The 20837-nt window shown below is 30.9% G+C and carries 13 protein-coding genes and 1 riboswitch; of the genes, 2 read left to right on the top strand and 11 right to left on the bottom strand.

Annotated features, from left to right (window positions below; translation table 4 throughout):
• Window positions 1-10: 10 nt before the first annotated feature.
• Both ACNQ2T_RS00805 and pepF read right to left on the bottom strand, forming a co-directional pair.
• Window positions 11-3883: an OppA family ABC transporter substrate-binding lipoprotein gene (locus tag ACNQ2T_RS00805; protein WP_418035744.1), complete on the bottom strand. Its 3873-nt coding sequence runs from the start codon at window positions 3881-3883 to the stop codon at window positions 11-13.
• Window positions 3884-3892: 9 nt separating this feature from the next.
• Complete coding sequence (gene pepF, locus ACNQ2T_RS00800) at window positions 3893-5734, bottom strand: oligoendopeptidase F (protein ID WP_418035743.1); 1842 nt, start codon at window positions 5732-5734, stop codon at window positions 3893-3895.
• 93 nt (window positions 5735-5827) lie between these two features.
• Window positions 5828-5995: riboswitch (Lysine riboswitch) on the bottom strand.
• Between the two features lie 415 nt (window positions 5996-6410).
• Between pepF and ACNQ2T_RS00795 the strand changes: the two genes are divergently transcribed.
• Together ACNQ2T_RS00795 and ACNQ2T_RS00790 are read left to right on the top strand one after the other, a co-directional pair.
• Entirely contained in the window at window positions 6411-7130 is a 720-nt protein-coding gene (locus tag ACNQ2T_RS00795; protein ID WP_418035742.1) for a chromate transporter, read from the top strand.
• A complete protein-coding gene (locus ACNQ2T_RS00790) occupies window positions 7130-7786 on the top strand; it encodes a chromate transporter (protein ID WP_418006247.1) in 657 nt (218 codons plus the stop codon). The genes ACNQ2T_RS00795 and ACNQ2T_RS00790 overlap by 1 nt, the downstream gene beginning before the upstream one ends.
• A gap of 67 nt (window positions 7787-7853) precedes the next feature.
• Here ACNQ2T_RS00790 and ACNQ2T_RS00785 read toward each other — a convergent pair whose 3' ends face one another.
• The 9 genes from ACNQ2T_RS00785 to metG form a co-directional block, all read right to left on the bottom strand.
• Window positions 7854-10007, bottom strand: a complete 2154-nt coding sequence (locus ACNQ2T_RS00785) for a coiled-coil domain-containing protein (RefSeq protein WP_418035741.1) — start codon at window positions 10005-10007, stop codon at window positions 7854-7856.
• Window position 10008: 1 nt separating this feature from the next.
• Entirely contained in the window at window positions 10009-10284 is a 276-nt protein-coding gene (locus ACNQ2T_RS00780) for a hypothetical protein (protein WP_418019724.1), read from the bottom strand.
• 2 nt (window positions 10285-10286) lie between these two features.
• Window positions 10287-11312: a carbohydrate ABC transporter permease gene (locus ACNQ2T_RS00775; RefSeq protein ID WP_418019723.1), complete on the bottom strand. Its 1026-nt coding sequence runs from the start codon at window positions 11310-11312 to the stop codon at window positions 10287-10289.
• The gene (locus ACNQ2T_RS00770; protein WP_418019722.1) at window positions 11257-12306 is read right to left on the bottom strand and encodes a carbohydrate ABC transporter permease; all 1050 of its coding nucleotides are present in this window, start codon (window positions 12304-12306) and stop codon (window positions 11257-11259) included. Before ACNQ2T_RS00770 ends, ACNQ2T_RS00775 begins: the two co-directional genes overlap by 56 nt.
• Window positions 12290-14377, bottom strand: a complete 2088-nt coding sequence (locus tag ACNQ2T_RS00765) for an ATP-binding cassette domain-containing protein (RefSeq protein ID WP_418019721.1) — start codon at window positions 14375-14377, stop codon at window positions 12290-12292. Before ACNQ2T_RS00765 ends, ACNQ2T_RS00770 begins: the two co-directional genes overlap by 17 nt.
• 111 nt (window positions 14378-14488) lie before the next feature.
• The gene (locus ACNQ2T_RS00760; RefSeq protein WP_418019720.1) at window positions 14489-15874 is read right to left on the bottom strand and encodes a thermonuclease family protein; all 1386 of its coding nucleotides are present in this window, start codon (window positions 15872-15874) and stop codon (window positions 14489-14491) included.
• A gap of 105 nt (window positions 15875-15979) precedes the next feature.
• Window positions 15980-18739: a P68 family surface lipoprotein gene (locus ACNQ2T_RS00755; RefSeq protein ID WP_418035740.1), complete on the bottom strand. Its 2760-nt coding sequence runs from the start codon at window positions 18737-18739 to the stop codon at window positions 15980-15982.
• Window positions 18740-18959: 220 nt separating this feature from the next.
• A complete protein-coding gene (locus ACNQ2T_RS00750) occupies window positions 18960-19244 on the bottom strand; it encodes an antibiotic biosynthesis monooxygenase family protein (protein WP_418018318.1) in 285 nt (94 codons plus the stop codon).
• Window positions 19245-19289: 45 nt separating this feature from the next.
• The gene (gene metG, locus ACNQ2T_RS00745) at window positions 19290-20831 is read right to left on the bottom strand and encodes a methionine--tRNA ligase (RefSeq protein ID WP_418035739.1); all 1542 of its coding nucleotides are present in this window, start codon (window positions 20829-20831) and stop codon (window positions 19290-19292) included.
• Window positions 20832-20837 lie beyond the last annotated feature (6 nt).

Raw genomic sequence — 20837 nt, 5'->3', positions numbered from 1 at the left:
AGTTTCCTTTCTATTTCTTTGGTTTTGCTACTCTGTAGTTAGTATTATCAGTAAATCCATTAAAGGTAATTGGAATGATGTAATTTGGATTAGTTAATGCAGGAGCAAAAGGTGATTTAGAAGCTGTTAAATTAAACATGTCAGGAACAGCTCCAGTAATGTTTGAAATTTCTACAGCTAAATCAAGTAAATCTTTTTTAGTTACACTTGGATCATTGTTATATTCAAGTCAGAATTTAGCATTTAAATCATTGTATCCAATGTAATCAGCATTCATTTCACTTGCTTCTAGGGGAACAATTTGTCCATTAACATATTTGCTTGTTCCAAGTCAGTTTTCAATATCTAATATTTCACTTGAAGTTAAATTATTAGCTATATCTTGTAATGAAATTGAAAGTTTGTGGCCTGGTGCTTGGATAAATTTATTAAAGGCTTGGGCTACTTTGTAAAGTTGTGGGTAACCAATTTTTAGCTTATTAGCATATTCTTGGTTAACTATAATGTTTGCAAATACTGCATTAAGGTTTAATCCTTGAGCATAAGCTGTTAGACCTGAACCAATTCCATTATAGTCATATCCTCATCCAACTCTTAAAAATGGTGTAGTGTCATTTAATCAGTAATCAAAGAAAGCGTTTTTGTTTTCAGTAGGGAAGTCCCTAATTGTAAAGTGCATTCTAGGATCAAGTTCATTAATTGCTGCAGCATAGTTTTGGTATGCTAATTTTTGAGCTGGACTAATGTTTCCATATGCTCACATTATTTCCATTTGCACTTGTTGTCCTGAAATTTCAGGGTGTTGTTCATAAACTTGATCAAGTAAAGCTTTCATCCGAGCTTGCATTTGTTTGTAAGCTACTGATTTTGAAGCATTTTGTGCAGCTACGTTAAGGTTTTTTGTATCTGATGGTTTTAAGAATGTTTCTCCAGTTGCATCAAAAACAATTCTTTGCCCAGTTGCAGCATCAATAACAAAGGTACCATTAATAATATCGTGGTTAGGTCTTAAACTATTGTTTGGTAAGGTGCTATCTGAATCACTGGTTTTAATATTAGCATCAGGTGCAAGAGCTGTAATTCATGGGTATGAAGGGTTACCAATGCTTAATTGGTCAGCAAATGAAGCTCAAGCAATGGCTGATGAAATAATATTTCTAAATTCTCCACCAAGACCAACTGTTGTATAAGGTATAAATCCTTTAGCAGTTCCATTACTTAATTCTTTTAGTGAAGTTCCATACATTGCATAAGCAAAAGCTACATTAAAGTGAGGTGTATTAGATGCTTTAGGGAATAAGTTTCAAATGAAAGCTTTCATTAATGAGTCAGCTGCTAGCACTTGAACATATGATAAACCATAAGCCTTAGGATCTTTAAGTACTAGAGACTTGTTATTTTGAGTTAACTCATTAAATCTATAGTTTGCTAAACCACCAGAGATATATTTGTTATATGAACTTACTTTGTAAGCTTCTGGATCCATTGGTGATTGTAAATAACTGGTTGTCATTTTCAACATAGTTTGTTTTGAACCTGTATAGGTGGTATCAAAATAGTATGGATTTAAGTATTGAGATAATGAGAAAGTTTCAGCATCATAAGGTTTTCCATAGTATTTACCAGCAAATAAAGTTGTTTCAGGGTTAATACCATATCAGTAAATTCCTGTTTCACGAGCTAGTCCTGAAGCTGATTTAACAGCTTGCACGATTTCATCATAAGCTTTCTTATCGTTTCTGATTCCTACTTCTTGTGCATAGATATTTTCAGTATTATTAATAGTCATTTGATTAATGTAAGCTGAAGGAGCTGGCACGAAATCATAACCAGTAGCAATAGTATTTAAGAAGTTAATAAATTGTGCTGGTGAAGAGTCAACTTTATTAACCACAAAAAGGTCATCCATAATTTGAGCATTTTGTGGGTTAGGTGCTTGTTGCACACTATTAGCTTTATTTAGCATAGCATGAATATCAATGTTAAATAAGTTATATAGATATGCATTAGGGAATGTACCATCAGCTGAAAATGTCTTTCCAGGTGTGGTCATTAATTTTCTAGCTTCTGCATCAATATAGCTATTTCCTCCATGTGAACGTCTAAATGATGCATCATTCATAAATGTTCTAACAATAGAAGAAAAGAAGTCTTCAGCTTTAATTGGATATTGAGTTCTTTGTCCATTAGCATCAACTCAGAATTGACCAGGTCTAATTCTGAATGAAATTTTTGCAGCTTTGCTTAGGGCTTGAATGAATTCATCTGAGTTAATTGAACGTGGGTTAGATGAACTACGTTTAACTACTGTGGTTGAATATGTACCATCTGGATTATCTCCTTTTGGAGCAAGTCCAGCATCATCACTATCAAATACTTTAGTTTCATAAGAAGTTTTTCCACTTGCATCAGTAGTTGGAATATAAACATAAATTGCATCAGCTAATTCTAGTTTATATCTTTGTAATTCAGGTGACACAATAGCTTGCTTTACAACTTCATTTACACCAGTAGAATCAATTTTATAACTAATATCTTTAACTATATTTGGTCTTCCTAATGTTTCAATTGAAATAAAGCTTAATGTAGTTGAATCAATAGTTGAGGTTGAAACTCTTGAACCGTATGAGGCAGAGAAGTCAGCTGGATAAGCAGAAAGAGCAAAAGTTGAGTTATAAGCATTTTGGAAAACTCTAGCTTTAGCAATTTTATCTCCAACTGGAGAGTTACTAAATTGGATATCTGGATTAATAATAGCTTGTAATTGATCTTTAGTTAAATAAGTTCCTTTTCCTTGTTCAGGATCAAGACCAGTTTTATCTAAAGCTTCTATGTCATAGTTATAAATATCAGTATTAAGTTTCTTAAGAATGTCAAATGTAGTAGTAAATTGGTTATAAGATTCTTGTAATTGTGGATTTAAGGCTGCAATTTTTTGATCAATTGTTGCTTTAAAACTATTGTATTTAGCTTCTTGAGTCTTTAGCTCTTCTTTACTTTGCACAATAACTTGTTCTTGGGCTTTAATTTTTTCTTTTAATTCAGTAACTTTAGCTTGGTAAGCTGTAGCATTACCATTTAATGAGTCCTTTAATAAAGCAGTTTGCACTTGAGCTAAAAGTCCTTGCACAGAGGCAAGTTCAGCTTTAGTAGATGCAATGCTTTTTACTAATTGAGGTCCATCAACATTGGTTCTTTGTTCAACATCTGCTTTTGCTTTTGCAATATTTTCTTTAATTTTAGCAATTTGGTCGTCATCTTTGGCGTTTTCTAATTCACGTTCATTAGCTTTAATACTGATCTTTAAGTTATCAATAGCAGTTTCATTATTACTTAACTTGTCTTCTAAGCCAGATAATGCACCTTTTGTTTTATTTAATTTACCTTCAACCATGTTGTAGCTAACTGTTAGTTTTTTACCATTAGATTCAATTTCAAACTTAATGTTTTTCTTAGCTTCTAATAAGTCTTTAATTGTACTATTAAAGGCATCGTTAGGTAATTGTACAATAGTTTTATTAAATGTAGCAAAGTTTTTAGCTTCTTGAGCAAGCTTGTAATATTGAATTTGAGCATTGAAAGCTGTAATTTCGCTTTGTTGTAATTGCACCTTACTTTCTTGATTTTTAACCAAATTAGATTGTTCTAGTAATGAAGCAAGTAAAGCTGATTTTTGACCATCTAGTTTACTGTATTGTTCCCATGCTGTATTTGCAATTGCATTGTATTGGGCTACTTTTTCTTGTGTTTCTTTTAGTTGCTTGTCATTTGTAATGCTTGGCTTTTGGTCTGCTTGCGGATCGTTACAGCTAGAAGCTAGCATTGGAATTCCAAGGCCTGGAACTAAGAACAAACTAGAAAGTAGTATTGGTCTTTTTTTCATGTACTCCTCCTATTTTTTGACTTTGAAAATTTTATTTCCAAGTTTAATTCATTGATCAATTAAGTCGGATACATAGTCGAAACCTAATTGATAGAATTCTTCGCTTTCTAAATTAACACCAACACTTTTTAAAATTTCAATTGGATAATCTTTACATCCTGCCTTTAAAAAGTTGTTAATGTAGTTTTCTAAAGCACTTGTACCCTCTTTTTGATATTTAGCAAAAAAGTAGTTAGCTACTAATTGCCCTATGGCATACTTGTAAACATAAAATCCATAGTAGAAATGTGGTACATAAATTGCTTTTAGATTTTCTTTAGCATCGTATTTGTAGGTTTTTTTCTTATCACTCTTATATTTTAAAGAATTTTTAAAGTATATATCAGATAATGTTTCATAACTACCAGAAGCATTTCCAGCAGCTATTGCATTATATAAGTCGTATTCATAATTAGCTCATTCAACTTGGCGTAATACAGTGCCAATGAAGCCTGAGATCATGTTTCCTAGTATTTTAAATTTTAATTTGTCGTCATTTGAATTTTTAAGTAAATAATCAAACAACATTAATTCATTAAAGATTGAAGCAATTTCGGCTAAAAAGATTGGATATTGAGATTTAACTAATGGTTGATAAGTAGAAGAGAAATATGAGTGCATTGAGTGTCCAAGCTCATGAGCTAAGGTTTCAACACTATCTAATCTACCATCAAAGTTCATTAAAATGTATTTTTTCTCAATTCCATAAGTTCCACCAATACTGTAGGCACCAGAGCGCTTATTGTCCACTGGCATAAAGTCAACTCAATTTTGACTAAAGGCTTTAGCCACTTGAGCTTGATATTCAGCGCCAAAAGGCTTAGTAGCTTGCGTTACGATGTCTTTAGCTTCTTCTACAGTATATTGTGACTTAACATCAACCAATTCTCTTGAACCATCTCATTTTTGCATTGGTTCCTTGAATTTAGCTTGATAGAACTTTTTATAAGCTTGAGTATATTTTTTAAAGATTGCACTACGTGTTGCTACTTGATCAAAAAGTTTTTGTAAAATAGCATCCGTTACTTTATCTGAGTTAGTTAACATTGCTACTGCTGAAGGGTAATTTCTAATTTTAGCCTCTACCACAATGCTTTTAAATTGTTGATAAAGGGTTTCAGCTAGCACTTGTCTATGTGCATAATAAGCATCCCAATAGTTAGTGTAAGCTTGTTTTCTAACTTCTTTATTATTTGATTTAGCAAATGTTACTCGATTAGTTGGATTCATTTTCATTCTTTTCTTATCTGAAAGTGTGATATATCCATAATCAAGTTCACTGTCTGTTATGATTGAAAAAATATTGTGAGGATCAGGTTCTCCTAGAGAAGACTTAATAATATATTCTTCAACTTCGTCGCTAAGTTTGTGAGAATATTGATCAATAAAGTCTTCAATTTCTCTTTTATATAGAGCTAGTCTTGGGTCTTCTTTTCATTGTTTCATTTGCTCAATGTGGGCAAAGAAACGATTTGTTTCTGAACCATATTCCTCTTCTAATTGTTGATTTAAGAATTCTCATTCCTGTATTAACTGCTTAAATTTAGGATCAACTATATTAATGTTATGGTTATTTGACAAATAATTATCAATTTTATAACTTATTATAGTTTGCTTTTCTGATTCAATTAAATCTTGTAAATATGTATCTATGTTATTGTATTTTGTATCTTTATTTTTTATTCTTGCTTGAAATATTTCTTTATATTGTGCAATCCATGATTCTAAGCTTTGTCCTTCAAGTATAGCTTCAAGATCCCAGCGATATTGAGCTGGTACATCAGAATATTTTTTATATTGTTTAGCTGCCATGTTTTCTCCTTAATAAATATGAAAAAGAAAGTTTTGTAGGCTACAAACCTACAAAACCCATAGCAAAAAATTATTTTTTATCCCTGGAATTTGTAAATCTATAGCACCAATGTTCTTAAACAAAGAGTAGAAATCTTTTATGCTTTTCTACCAGCATCTAGGTTGCCACCATCAATGCTTCGGCTTTTATATCCTTTCAATATTTATCATCGCATGCCTGCTAAAATATTTACTTTTACTAAAAGCTCCTCTATAGTTTATCTTTAGCAATAACAGATTTCTAGGTTGAATCTGTTATTTATATGAGCCAAAAACAGATACAACTAAAACACATTCATCATAATATGTCAGTGACGACGGATGAAGGTGATAATAATATTAGTTGTAATCACGTTTCTTTCTTTTTTCATGGGTTTATTATAACACACATCTAGCCCAAACCATGGAAAAAAATATTTGTTCCACATTTTTTCCATATTTTGACTTTTAGCTGTATCTCATAGGAATAAAGGAACTTTGCATAATTGCTTTAATAAGCTTATTTTAATTTCTTGAAGCAAAAAAGTTAATTTTATCTGTTAGAAAAACTAAAATTTTTCCTTTATAACTTGCTAATAACTACAAAAAGAAAACCCAGATTGCTTATCACATGGTAGAATACAATAGAAAGGATATTATGAAAACAGCTAAAACAAAAGTTGCTAGCAAAGCTAGCTTTTGAGAAGTCTTTCTTTTCATCCTCAAGGTCACTATCATTGGTTTTGGTGGTGGAAATGCCCTTATGCCTGTTATTCAACGGGAAGCAGTTGGAAAGAAGAAATGACTGACAGAAGAAGAATTTGATGATATTGTTATAGTTACCAATATGTTACCTGGTGCTTCTGTAATTCAAACCTTATCTTATATCGCAATCACCTTACTTGGTAAGGTTAAAGGAACTATTTTAACTTTAGTTGCTATCTTACCGCATGTACTTTTAGCTTTTGTCTTCTTAGTAGTGCTAACTAAGTATTTACCAGCAAATTATTTAAAAATAGTTTCAGTTGGAGTATTAGTAGCTATTATTGCATTTCTAATCAATTTTGGAATTAGATATGCTAAACAAGCGCATAAAACTATGGCTACTCCTTTATGAATAATTATTTTTCTTTTCTCAGCAGGATATTCATTATTTATACCTGCACCATATAATTTACCAGTAGTTGCCATTGTAGTGGTAATTGGTATTTATAGTATTTGATATTTAGCAACTAGAAAGAAAAGACAATTAAGTTCGCCTAAACAACAAGCACTTGAACAAAATAAAATTTGTGAGATCTCTAAAGAAGAATTAGAGGAAGCTGATCTCGAAAACAATATGCAATGTCAAGATGTTCAAAGTAAGGAGGATAAATAATGCCAATCATTGGATTTTTAGTTTGCATTCCTTTAATTGTCTTTATATCACTTTCTGTATTTGGTGGCGGGCAAGTCTTTATGCCTATTTTCCAATGATTATGAAACTTGATGCATTCAACTTTTGGAGTTGATAAATTAGATGAAGCTGCTATTAATAATATTTTTACAGTAGCTAATACTACTCCTGGGGTTGTTTCAACTAAGTTTGCTTTCTTTACTGGTTATGTCGTTGCTAATGGTGCTTGATGAGGATATTTAGCTATGTTTGCTACTTATTTAGTCTTTTGCCTTCCTGCCATTGCAGTTATGGTTATAACCATGAAGTATGTTAAGAAATTTAAAACCAATAGCTTTGTAGCAAATATGCTTATTGTTATGAAGCCTATTGTAGCCGGAATTATGATTTCACTGGCTCTTTCACTTCTAATTTCTATTTTAGTACCTGAATACTACTTTAATTCATCAACTAAAGGATATGCAGGAATAAGTGAAAATAACTACTTTACTGGTTATAAAAACATTTTACTTAAGATATATGTTCCATTAGGGATTCTAGGATCATATATTATGGCCAAAAAGAAAGTTTCACTCTTTATTATTATTGTAGTAAACATTATTATTTCACTAATTCTGTTTGCTCCATATGCTGGATAGTCACACTGAGGTGTGATTTTTTATATTAAAAACACACTCATATGATTAGAGTGTGCTTTAATTATTCCTAGTTATTTGTTGCAGGAGTTCCAAAATATGAAACTGTATTATATGCTGAGTCAATTACATATCCTTCTGGTAATGTTTGACTAAATGCATTGTCGATATTGTATTGAGCAAGATCGTTTGTGTATTCGGGAAGGAAGTTTGCTTCTAAATTAGGTTGATATGATAAATAGTTTTTATATACATCAAAGAAATATTTCTTACCTTCTGCATCTTTAAATTCGATTCAGTAGAATGATTTTGCGAAATCAGCATATGGTTGTAATTGAGCTTGTAATGAGCTTAATTGTTTTTCTAATTCTGCTTTCTTTGTTCCATCAGTTTCAGCTTTAATTTTTGCATTTAAAGCATCAACTTGTGGTTGTAATTCAGCAATTTTGGTATTAATTGCCTTTGTGCTTCCTTTAACTAATTGGATGTTGTATAAACCATTTCCAAATAATGTTTCAGAATATAATGCAGCAAGTGATGAAATTGTTGTAACTGAATGAGAAACTTCACCATTTAATATTTTAAATACTCTTAAAATATCGTCTTTAATAAGTTCATTGTCTAACAACCCACCAGTAATTGTTCCTTGCTTAATGTCAGAATTTCCTTTAATTGCAACTAATTGTTGGTTTAATTCTTCTTTTAATTTAGCTACTTCAGTTTCTTTTCCAGCTTCACCTTCATTTTCTTTAATTTGAGCTATTAATTCAACAGCTTTTTGTGAACCTTTTTCAATTTCTTCAAGAAGTGGTTTATAAGGAGCAAGCATTTCTCTTTGAGTTGCTAATTGTTCTTCTAATGAAGCTATATCTCCAGATGCTTTTCCAGCTTTAATTTCATTAATTTGTTCTTGAAGACCGAAAATTTCGATTTCAATGCTATTCATACTGTATAAGTATAACTGAGTAGCGTGTGTTCAGAAGTATAGATAAGGATCTGATAAGAAACTTGCTTGTTGTTCTTGAGTTAAATGAGTTTTTGTAGCAATAGCTTCACGATCATCATTAAGTACAGGATTAAAGACAGTGTATTTTAATGATGATTGACCAGTATCAACGTTTACACCATAAATTAAATATTCCGGCGCAAATCCTAATGAAATACCATTGCTTTCTTTTGCATCTAATTTAACAGCATAGTTAATAAATGCTGTTTTCATAATCCCATAAATATCTTTGAAATATTGAATAGGATTTTTATTCACTTCTTTAAATTTAAGATTTTCTAAAGAATTGAAGAATTTGAGTTGGAATTTTTGAAAATCAGCTGCAGGAATTGAGTTATAGTATTTAACTACCTTTTGGAAGTTAAATGTTCCCTTCATGTTTGCTTGATCTCATTTGAAAATTGCTGTTTCAGGGTTATTTAAACTATTTAAATATGTAGCATAAAATGGTGTGTCTTTTAAGAAATTGTCAACTACAGCTTTTGCATCTGCTTCAGTTACAATTTGTTTTGAGAATTGTTCTTGGTCAAGATATGTATATTCTCTTAACCCTTTAAGTGCTATAACTAATTTAGCTACAACCTTCTTAGCATCTGAGTCTTCACGTGGTTTTTTAGTGTCTTTATCAATAACAACTTTTCCATCATCGTCATATTCAAGAAACTTAATTGAGTTAAATACATCTCTTGGCATTTCGGCAGCTTCAATTAAACCTTTAAGTGTTCTGTATTCAGATGGAATATTAGGATAGAATGTTACGTCTTTCGCACTGGCTATATATTGCTTAAGTTGTTCATTAAGTTGAATGATTTCTTGTTCAATTTTCTTTTGATTATCTACACCAGGAATTTTTTCAATTTTCTTTGGATCTGCAGTAATTTCATTTGTTTTATAGTTTACTGTGAAGACATCTTTAATTGTTACCTTATATCTGTCATTGTTTACTTCTACTATTGATTGTGGATTAATTTTAAAGTTTACAAATGTATAAGTTAATAATCTACCATTAAATAAATTATTTTCAAATTCAACTAAATTAGGTTTTTCAGCTGAAGCAATGTGTTTTTTAACACTGAATCCATTATCGCTAATAAATTTCTTAGAGTATATAATAGTTGGATTATCATCATACATACATGATACAGCACTAAAAGGTATTAAACCAGCTGCTGTAACTGTACCTAAAATTAATGGTAATTTTTTAAATTTAATTTTCATATTAGTAAAACATTTGCACGTAGTTTAATGATTTAATTCCTGAGTACGCAATAACTGAACCCATGACAAATAATAAACAAGCAAATGCTAATCCTCCTATTGAATATGCTTTAATGTATTGATATGAATCAATAATTTGATTATCCAAGATAACTCTTTGACCTAAATCTAAAATTGGTTGAATTTGTGAAATTAAGACTGATAAGGCAATAATAGCAATTAATGACAATACTGCAATAACAGTTCATGTAATAACTTTTCTTTTGTAGTTTTTCATAATTATCCCTTGATTGTTGAACCTTGTCTACTAATAGCAGCCATGATTCTCTTTCTAAAGATTAAGTAAACAATAAACATAGGTAAGATAACCATTAAGCTGGCTGCAAGCTTAACGTTTTGCATTACGTTTGCACCAGATTCAGGGTCATCAGGGTTAATTCCAGCTTTGAATAGTCATACTGAAACAACATCAAGTTTAGCAGATGAAATAGTTGAAACAATTGATGGTCATAAGTATGAGTTTCATGAAGCTAGAGCTGTAAGAATAACAATTGTTAATGTTGTAGGAATAACCATTGGGAAAGCAACTTTGAATAAGTATTTAATTCCTCCGGCTCCATCAACAAGTGATACTTCTTTAATTCTTCCAGGAATTGCTTCGAATGCATTTTTATACATAACAGTATTGAAAATACTTGCTGTGAATGGTAATGCAACTGCAAATAGGAATCCAAAGTATTTAACAGCCATATCAGTTTTTAAAACAACTAAATATTGTCCAGATAATAAGGCTACTTCAGGAAGAACAAGTAAGGCTAAGGCTAAGAATCAAACCACACCTTTACCTCTTCAGTTACGTAATGAGAATGCGTATCCCATTAAGAAAGTAATAAATACTTTAAGAGTAACTGACACTAATACGTTTAAGAATGTTAAAAGCATAGCGCTTCAGTAACCTGAAGACATAGCTCTGCTATATGTATTAGCTACCACGTCACTTCAAGGTGCTAATTGCAGCCCAGTATTGCTGTAGTATGTTAGCCCTTGAGAAAATGATGGTAATAATCTAAATTCATTCTTTAATGAACCAGCTTCAGTATCATTCATGAATGAAATAGAAATCATGTAGAAGAATGGGAATAGAACTACTATTCCAAATAAGACTAAAAGTAATAATTTAAGAGATGTTGTTGTAACAACTTTAGCAACGCTTTTTTCAGTTACTTGAGATGATACTCTTTCCTGATTCTTACGAAGCTTTTTTTGCATTAAGTGCTTGCGTAGCTTTAACTTTAACTCAAACATTTCTTTCTCCTAAGTTATTTAATGATGTTTGCACCATGAAGAATCCACCTCTAACCATTGATGAGAATGTAACTCCAATGATGAAAAGTGAAATAGATGCAGCCCCAGCTAATTGGAAATCACCTGTTTGTGTTTGCAAGTAAACATAAAGCATAAGTGATCCACCCCCTGCGTTAAAGGCATTAACTGGTTTATTTTCGAATAATGCAAGTGGGAATACTTTTAGTCCTCCGATAATTCCTAATGTAATTAGGAAGTTAATTGTACTTTTAATTGATGGAAGTGTAATTGTAAAGAATTGTTTAAATCCATTTGTACCATCAATTGAAGCTGAACGATATAGGTTTTTATCAACACCTAGCATAGCTGTTGTGAAGATTAAAATATTGAATGCTAGACCATTTCAAATACCATTAACAATCATTGCTATTAAAGCATTGAATGTATATTGGTCTTGTGTTTCTAATCAAGCAACATTTGTTCCTAAAATTTTGTTTAATAATCCATATGTACCAAATAGTTGGATAAATGCAAGTGAGACAGCAACACCATTAGTTACATAAGGCATAAAGAATACTGTTTGTCAAAATCCCTTAGCAAATTTTCTGTATAGCTTAGCTATAACAGAAGAGATTACTAAAGAAATAATCATTACAAATGGTAGAACAAACATACCATAAATGAATGAGTTTCTAACCCCAACTGCAAAACGTGGGTCAGAAAAAACTTTAACATAGTTTCCAAAAGTAGGGTTATTTTGCTTATCTTGGAATGAACTAATTAAGTTTAAGAACATAGGTGTGATTGTAAACATTAGTAAAAGAATCAAACCAGGTAAAAGTAATAAAAGTGGTTTTCAAACTGGAGTTCTTTCATCTAATATTGAGTGTGATAAAGTAGATTTTTTAGTTGATTGTTTTTTAACTGATCAACTAAAAAGAAATGGAAGTTTTCTTTGTAATACAGAGTGGGCTTTATTATTTAACAACTTCATATTGAAGTCTTTCTTCACTTGATGCATCAAAAATGTGTAATTTGTTTAATGGTACATCAAAGTAGATTTCATCACCAATGTGGAATTCATAGTTGTTGTCAAGTAAGAAGTTAATTCTTCCTGTACCTTCAACATCCACAACTAGTTTACTTTCTTTTCCGAAGTTTTCTTGAACAACTACTTTACCTTTAAATGAATAGTTATCACCTTTTTCTTTAATAATAAAGTCTTCAGAACGAACACCAATATTTAAAGCAATGTTATCTTTTCCAACTAATTTGATTTGTGGTAATTCTACACCTGCCATTGTTAATTTTCCATTAACAACTTCAGAAGCGAATAATCCCATTTCAGGCATACCAAGGAATCTAGCAACGAATTGGTTTTTAGGTTTGTTGTATAGTTCAAGTGGTGTACCCATTTGTTGAACTTTAGCCATTGACATACAGATAACGATGTCAGAAATAGACATAGCTTCTTCTTGGTCGTGAGTAACAAACACTGTTGTAATTCCTAGTGATTGTTGGATTTCTCTAATTCATTGACGTGTTGAAATACGTAATTTAGCGTCAAGGTTTGAAAGAGGTTCGTCCATTAATAAGATTTCAGGTTTCTTAACAATAGCACGAGCGATTGAAACACGTTGTTGTTGTCCCCCTGAAAGTCTTGTTGGTTTCTTTTGAAGAATGTGAACAATTTCAACACGTGAAGCTACTTCCATAACTTCATTGTGAATTGCTTGTTTTAATGAAATATCGTCTTTAGATAATTCTTTAATTTGAGCTTTTTCTTCTTCATTTAAAAATTCATTGTTTGAATGTTTTAATTCGTTTAAAAGTTTTGCTAATTCATACTTTTTATCTAATTCATTTGATAATTGTTTGAAGTATACACGAGCAACAACAGGAAGTCTTTTAGCATCTTCTGTTAATTTCTTGTATTCTTCATTATTCTTTAGAATATCTTTGAATTCAGCTTTGGCTTGTAAATAGTTTGCTTTTGTTTCTTGCTTTAAAACTTCATATTTAGATAAGATTTCTTCTTGTTTCATTATGAATTTGTATCTTGTAAGAAGTTTTAGAGCTTTTTCTTCAAGTTTAACAATAGCAATTCTATCTTTTAACACAAGGTTATTGAAGTCAACAACTAGTAATTTGCTTACAAATTCTTGAATATCATTAACTCTTTGTTGCATTTCTTCAATTGTAGCTAGCTTTTGGTAGCGTTTGTAAATTGAATCAACGTCTTGTAGAATTTCGGCTTTAACTAATTCTGCTGGAAGTAAATTGTTTGCTAAATCAGAATTGTATTTTTCTTTAATAGCATTAATTTTTTGTTTAGAGTCAGTTTTAATTTTTTTGTTAGTTTTAATTACGTTCTTAGTAAGTAATGAGATTTCTGAATCTTCATGTACTAATGTAATTTTGTATTCTGTATGTGCCTTTTCGTATTTATCAACTAATTTTGCATATAATTCTGCAAGTTTGTGATCTGTTTCTTCAGAAATAACCATTCAGTTATTGAACGCTTCTCTTAATGAAGAAATTTCTTCAGCTGTTGCCCCTAATTTTTTAAGGTATACAATTCTCTTTTCGTTACGTGCTTTTTCACGTGATAAGTAGAATCTTCTTTGTCAATCAGCATCATTTTTTAGAGGAAAGGCAATATTTGCATAAACACTCATGTGTGGGTAAAGTGCATAGTTTTGGAACACGAACCCGATTTTTCTTTTTTGTGGCGTAAAATCAGTAACATCTTTTCCTTTGAAAAGTATTTTTCCAGAGGTTACTGTTAATAAACCAGCAATAGCATTTAGAGTTGTTGTCTTACCTGATCCTGAAGGTCCTAGCAATGTTACTAGTTTACCTTCTGGAATCTTAAAACTAACATTATCTACAGCTAATGTTTCACCAAAGTCAATGTTAAGATTTTTTAATTCAATAGCAGGTATTGATTCTTTATCAATTTGTTCAATTTCATGAACATAATTCTTAATTCTTTTTAAATCTTCTTCATTGACTGTGATTGTTTTATCATTCACAGATGAAATTAATTTATTAATTAGTTTCATTGAATTCCTTTCTATTTGATATATGTAATTATTAAGGTTTTAGAAATATAATAATACTATTATATTTTAGTACAATTTTTCTTCAAGCCTCATAATTAGTATATTTTTTCACTATTTATTTTCTTGAGCAATTTTGTTATAAATTTGTTCAAATGGAACATATGAAGTATTTGGTTTAATTAGATAAATGAATCTTGAAACATCTGTTGGAGTTTCAAAATAGTGGAAAAATCCTCTTTTTGCTTCCACTGCTTCATGCATAGCTTTAGCAATTTCTGGATAAATTAATGCTTCATATGATTTAGGCAATGAATTATAGTTATTAACTGTTACTGTGCCTTTTGCAAGAGGTAAAGTAAATCCTGCTCTAACAACTTCTGTGTTGTATGAATATTGATAATTATCTCCAAAGAATACATCAGCAGTTAATCTACCAAATGTATCTTTTCCATCGATGAAGGCTACACGAACATGGTCTCCATATGTTTTTCATAATTCTTCAGCAAAATGTGTAGGCATTAATGCAAAAGCATATTCAAATGGAGCAGATGTCACTGATCCTGACTTGTTCCCAACAGCTTTTTCTGGTGTATCTATTCCAGCTAATCTAATGATGTGTGAACTTCCAGCCTCAATAGGACCAACATTGTTTCCAATTGTTTTATCAGCTGATGCTTGTACTGTAAATGTATCACCATCTGCTGTGTTAACAATTTGTCCATCGAAGTAAAGTGATGAATCAACTTTGCTTCAATCGATTCCAGAATCTTTAAAGTTTTCTTTATTAAAGGCTGTTTGATATTTAGAAAGCACTGGGTTAATTGTCATTTCATTTTCTTTTGTAATAGAAGATGATAATTCAACAACTTCTGTGTTTTTATTAATGAAAGGCATGTAGACAAAGTTTGATATTGCTTTTATTTTTGTTAAATTTAAAGCAGCTTTTTGATCATTTTGACCTTTAACCCCTAATTTAAGACCTGTATTTCAATCACTAAATGATTGATCAAATGATTGTAAGACATATTTTAATACAATTTTTTCACCATCTGCATTTTCTACATTTACATTGAATTGTTTTGGTATGTTAAAGAATTGTGACGCACTTGGCATAATATATGTAGAGTTTTCAACAGGTCTATATTCAATATTAAATGCGTTTGTAACAGCTTGATTAATATCTGCTGAAAGCTTTTCTAAGGCATCACCAAATTCCATAACCTCAGATCCAACTAGTATTTTTTTAGAAACAATTTTTGCTGTTTTAAGATTTCCTTGAGCATTTGTATCTACATTAAATTTAAATGCATAATCTGAATTAAATTTAACATTAAATGTCTTAATTTCTTTGTCATTTGAGTAATTAATTTTGCTATTTTTTGCGTAAGCTTCTTTTACTGGTGTAAAGTCACATGATACAGCTATTAATGGTGTTGCAAACCCAATAATTGGAAGAATTGAACCCATCATTAATCATTTTTTTGATTTAATTCTCATATTTCTCCTATTCTTTTTTTAGTTTTAAATTAATTATTAATAGCAAAAAATATAATTCATTAGGCACACCTAACAAATTATATTTTCTTTTTTAGATCAATTTAATTATTTGTTGTTAGCACTAATGTTGCTTGTAATTTTGTTAACGAATGAGTTGAAGTCTTGAGCTGCTTCGTTGTTTGAAATTGTCTTTTGTAATCCATCTCAAGCCCCTTCAATTCCTGCTCTGAATGAGTCAGCAATTAATGAACCTGGTTCTTCAAAAATTACATATTTTTCAGGGTTATTTGCAGCTTCTTTAAATAAGTTAAATGCAACTTCTAGGTAATCGTTCTTTTTATTACCAACTCCCATAAATTGAGGATTTTCAACATTTTGGAATCCATTATATGGCATGATGTAACTCATAGCACTTTGAACGAAGTCTCTTGGTGTTGCAGGTGTTCCTTTATCATCTTTACCTTTTGAATTAATTCCTAAATCTTCATATGTTTGAGTACTTGTTACTAATCATTTAACAAATGCTTTTGTAGCAATTTCGTTTTTAAAGTTAGATTTAATTCCAATGATAGATGGACCTTGTGCAAAGATAACATTCTTAGCATTAGATTCTTCTCATTTACCTGGAGTAGCAATTGAAACTAATTCTTGTTTTTCAAGGAATTCTGTTTTTGAAAGAGTTTTCTTTGAAAAGCCATTTGCTTCTAATGATTCGTAGAATGCTTTTGAGAATGATAATTTTGGTGCAGATGCATTATCTTTATTTTTGTCTTTTGACCCATCTTTTGCTTTGTCTTTTCCACCAGTTTTAGGTGCTGTGTCCTTGCTTCCTGCTGCTGGAGCTGGTTGTGTTTCAGCTGTAGCAACTACTGCAGCTGGTTTTTCACCATTTGTTGCTGGTTTTTTATCATCAGCAGGTTTTGCAGTTGGCACAACTGTTTCTAAAGCATTAGGGAATACAACTGTTAATGCATTAGTTTTTGAACCTTGAGTTGTTGTATTTGAATATACAGCCCCCATTTTATCTAGAGCATCTGTAAATAATTTTTTGTTAGCTGTTGAAACTGACTCAAAACTTGGGAAAGTAATCATTACAGCTTTTGCTAGATCAATCTTCTTAGATGCAATTCCTTCTACAAATTTTGTTTGGTCATCTTTTGTAGAGAACATAATAGCATATTGTGGTAAATCATATGTTTGTTTTTCACTGTTTACAGCTGTTGTGATATCTGCCACATAGATTCCATTGTTTTTATCCCCGAATGTAAATAATGGTTTGATTGTATTGAAATCTACTGCACTTGTTGAAACAGTTGCTGTACCATCTGCAACAGCTTTAATTGTAACAACACCTGATCTGTTTGAACCTACATTTGAGAATGAAACATATTTAGAAGTTTCGAATCCAAGTCCATTAATAACTCTTTTTGACGTTGGGTTAAGGAAGTCGATTGTAATCTTTTCAGCTTCAGCAATATAGTTGTGTGAATATCCAGCTGTTGAACCGATTGAGAATGCGAATCTGTGTTTTGTTTGATCACCTGATGAGAATTGTCCTCCAGGGAATAATTTAACCCCACCATTTTTAACAGCTTCTGTCATTACATCATAAATAGTCTTAGATTTTGTGTAAGCATCTGAGTTAGGGTTTTTTAGTGGTTCGTAATTAATTTTAATTGCGTGGTTTCCTGGGTCTTCTTCAACAGCTTGAATCATTTTAGTTGAGTCAGCTCCAAGATCTGAGTATAGAGCTTGTTCATATAATGATGTAGCACTATCAACTCCAAATACGTGTAGGTCTGATTGTGCTCCAAGTGTACTTGTGTTTTCAAATAGTGTTTGAGCTAATTTAGCAAATTCAATAAGTTCTTTGTAGTTGTTTCACATTGAATATGATAATTCATATGCTTTTCCATCTTTAACTAGAAGTTCATTAATCTTTGCAACTGGTTTTCCTCATAATGCAGCAACAGATTCTTTATCTGCAGCTCCTTTTTGTTTCAATAAGTCAACTTGAGCTTGCATTTGAGTGTCACCATCTTTAATTTTTCCACCATTAGCTAAAATTGTTTGGTAGATGTAACTTAAAACTGGTGCATTAATAGCAACAACGTTTGTACTCTTGAATGCTGGAAGAATTCATGATGACATGTTGTCAATGTATTCTGTTTCAGCGTTAATAACTGTGAATTGTGTTGAGAAGTCAGTTAAGTCTGTGTTTAATGCAGCAGAATCTTTTGAGTTAAAGCTTAATAACATACCATTGTTTCCTAATGCAGAAGCAACTGGCGCGTAGTTGAATACTAAATCATAGAATTGTGATGCATTACGTGAAGAAAGGTCAAGATTAACTTTTTGAGCCCCAGCTGAGTAACCTGAACCAATGTTTTTTAATGCAACAGGTAATGCATACATTGAAATTCCATTGCTTGCAACGAAATTAATTGCTTTAGGATCATCTTTAGCATGTTGTGTTTTGTATGCAGCCAATTCTGTTTGCATAGCTGTAACAGCTTTGTTATATGTTTCTGCTAGCGTTACTAAAGCTTTACCTTGAGAACCTGTTTCACTAAATGTATGAGCTATAACGATTTGTTCTTTATAGTTTTGCTTGAAGCCTTGTTGAGAAGGTCTTTTAGCTGAGTTACCTTCTGAGTTCATTGCACGTTGGTATTCAGTAGATGATCTACCTAGTAAAGTAATTTTACCTTCTTGTTTATTAGTCATGTATGAAGGAAGTTTACCAGCATCTATCTTTTGGTCACCTTCATCATCATTATTATGACATCCAGCTGAAAGAGCAACTGTTGTTACACCAACTAGCCCTGCAGCTCCTAGTAATATATTTTTAAATTTAAAATTCATAAATTAAAACTCCTTAATAAACAAATATAAATATATTTGCTCTTGTTTTGTGTTTTGTATTTTTTAAGAAATGTAAGAGCGATATAAATTTGATGTATAGCTGCTCAAGTTACAATTTCTATAATTAATTATAGAGCATTTATTTTTTTATGCTGTGGAAAAAATTTATTTCCACATTTTGTTCCACATTTGCAGATTATATAAAAAAGCTCGCTTTTTATTATTTAGCGAGCTCTATTTCATAGATATTTTGAACTGTTTTAGACATTTTTCTAATAGTTCCAAATTCTTTTTTAAATTCTTCTAACTGGTTAAAAGCCTCAAAAGATTGCTTTGAACTTCAACGTTCGATTACAAGCACTTTATCTTCAGCCTCTAAACCATATTCAAAAGAAAGATTTTCTTCTTTCATTCTTGTTTTTTTAGTTAGGATATATAAATAATCAATGAATCCCTTCATTTTTTCTGGATTAATTATATATCTTGTAGCTTTTGCAAAAATCATATTAAATACTCCTAAACATAGTATTTGGTATTGCTTAAATAAATACTATTTCTTAATTCTTGAAAAAAGAATAAATTCTTTCCCTTGATTAATGTTATCAAATTTAGACCAGTTTGTTACTAAATCAAATGAAAAATTATTTATTCCTAGAATTTGAGCCACTTCTTGAGTTTTTCTTGGCAATACTGGAGCTAAATATAATGAGACAGCATAAATACCATTAAACAATCTAACAAGAATTTGTTCTAAACGTGGTAAATCTTCTTTTAAAGTTCAAGGTTTAGTTTCATCAATATATTTATTTAGTTCACTTGAAAGATCAATTGCCACCTTTAAAGCTTTATCAACTTCTAAAGCATCAAAGTGCGCTTTGTAGCTAACTAGTGAACTAGCTATTTTTTCTTCAATTGCTAGGTCTATGGCAAGATTAGAAGCATGATAGTGTAATGGATTTTCAAAGCTATTAGCTTTCATCTTAACACTACGAGCTACTAAGTTTCCATAGTTATTAATTAAATCAGCATTAATTACATCTATAAAACGATTTTCTTCTCAAACTCCATCTTCTCCAAGAGTAATTTCTGAAGCAAAATAATATTTAATCATTTCTGGATGATATTTTGCAAGTAATTCATATGGATCAACAACATTATTTTTTGATTTAGACATTTTTCCAGTTGGTGTCACAAGTCAACCATGAGCTTGAATTTTACTTGGTTGTTTTAAATTTAAAGCTTGTAAGAAAATTGGTCAATAAATCATATGGAAACGAGAAATTTCTTTTCCAATTAAATGAACAACTTCAGATTCATTTCAATATTGTTCAAATTCTGCACTTTGGCTTGGGTTTTTAACATCAAAGCCAAGGGCAGTTATATAGTTACATAAAGCATCTAATCATACATATAAGGTATGAGTTGGATCTTCATTAATTTTAATTCCTCATTCAATATTGGTTCTAGTTACTGATAAATCTTCTAGTCCCTTGAGTAAGAAATTGTTTTTCATTTCATTAATAATTTTATTTGGACCTAAAAAGTCTGGATGTGAATCAATGTATTGAATTAATCATGGAGCAAATTGATTCATTTTAAAAAAGTAAGAATCTTCTGAAACATTAATTAATTGGTGACCACTTTGGGGGTGGTAATAAGCACCATCTTTATATATAGCTTGAGTTTCAGTTAAAAATTCTTCATCACTCACTGAATAAAGCCCTTCATATTTACCACGATAAATGTAGCCTTTATCTAAGAAGTATGAAAAGATATTTTTAACACTTTCACAGTGGCTTGGAGCACTAGTACGAGAAAAGATATCATAGTTGATATCAAAATCACGTCACATTTGTTGGTATTTTGCAACTAGATTATTTACAAACTCTTGTGGATCTATCCCTTGTTCTGCAGCTTTTTGTTGAATTTTTAAACCATGCTCGTCACTTCCAGTTAGCATTTTAACATTATAACCATCAAGTTTTTTATAGTTAGCAATTACTCAGGCTAATGTAGTGGTATATAGGTGGCCTATATGTAAGTTACCACTTGCATAATAAATTGGTGTTGTTATATAAAAATTCTTTTTCATTTTTGC

The organism is Mycoplasma haliaeeti, from assembly GCF_048284645.1.
GTDB lineage: Bacteria > Bacillota_I > Bacilli_A > Mycoplasmatales > Metamycoplasmataceae > Mycoplasmopsis.
This window is presented reverse-complemented; position numbering and strand designations above follow the sequence as displayed.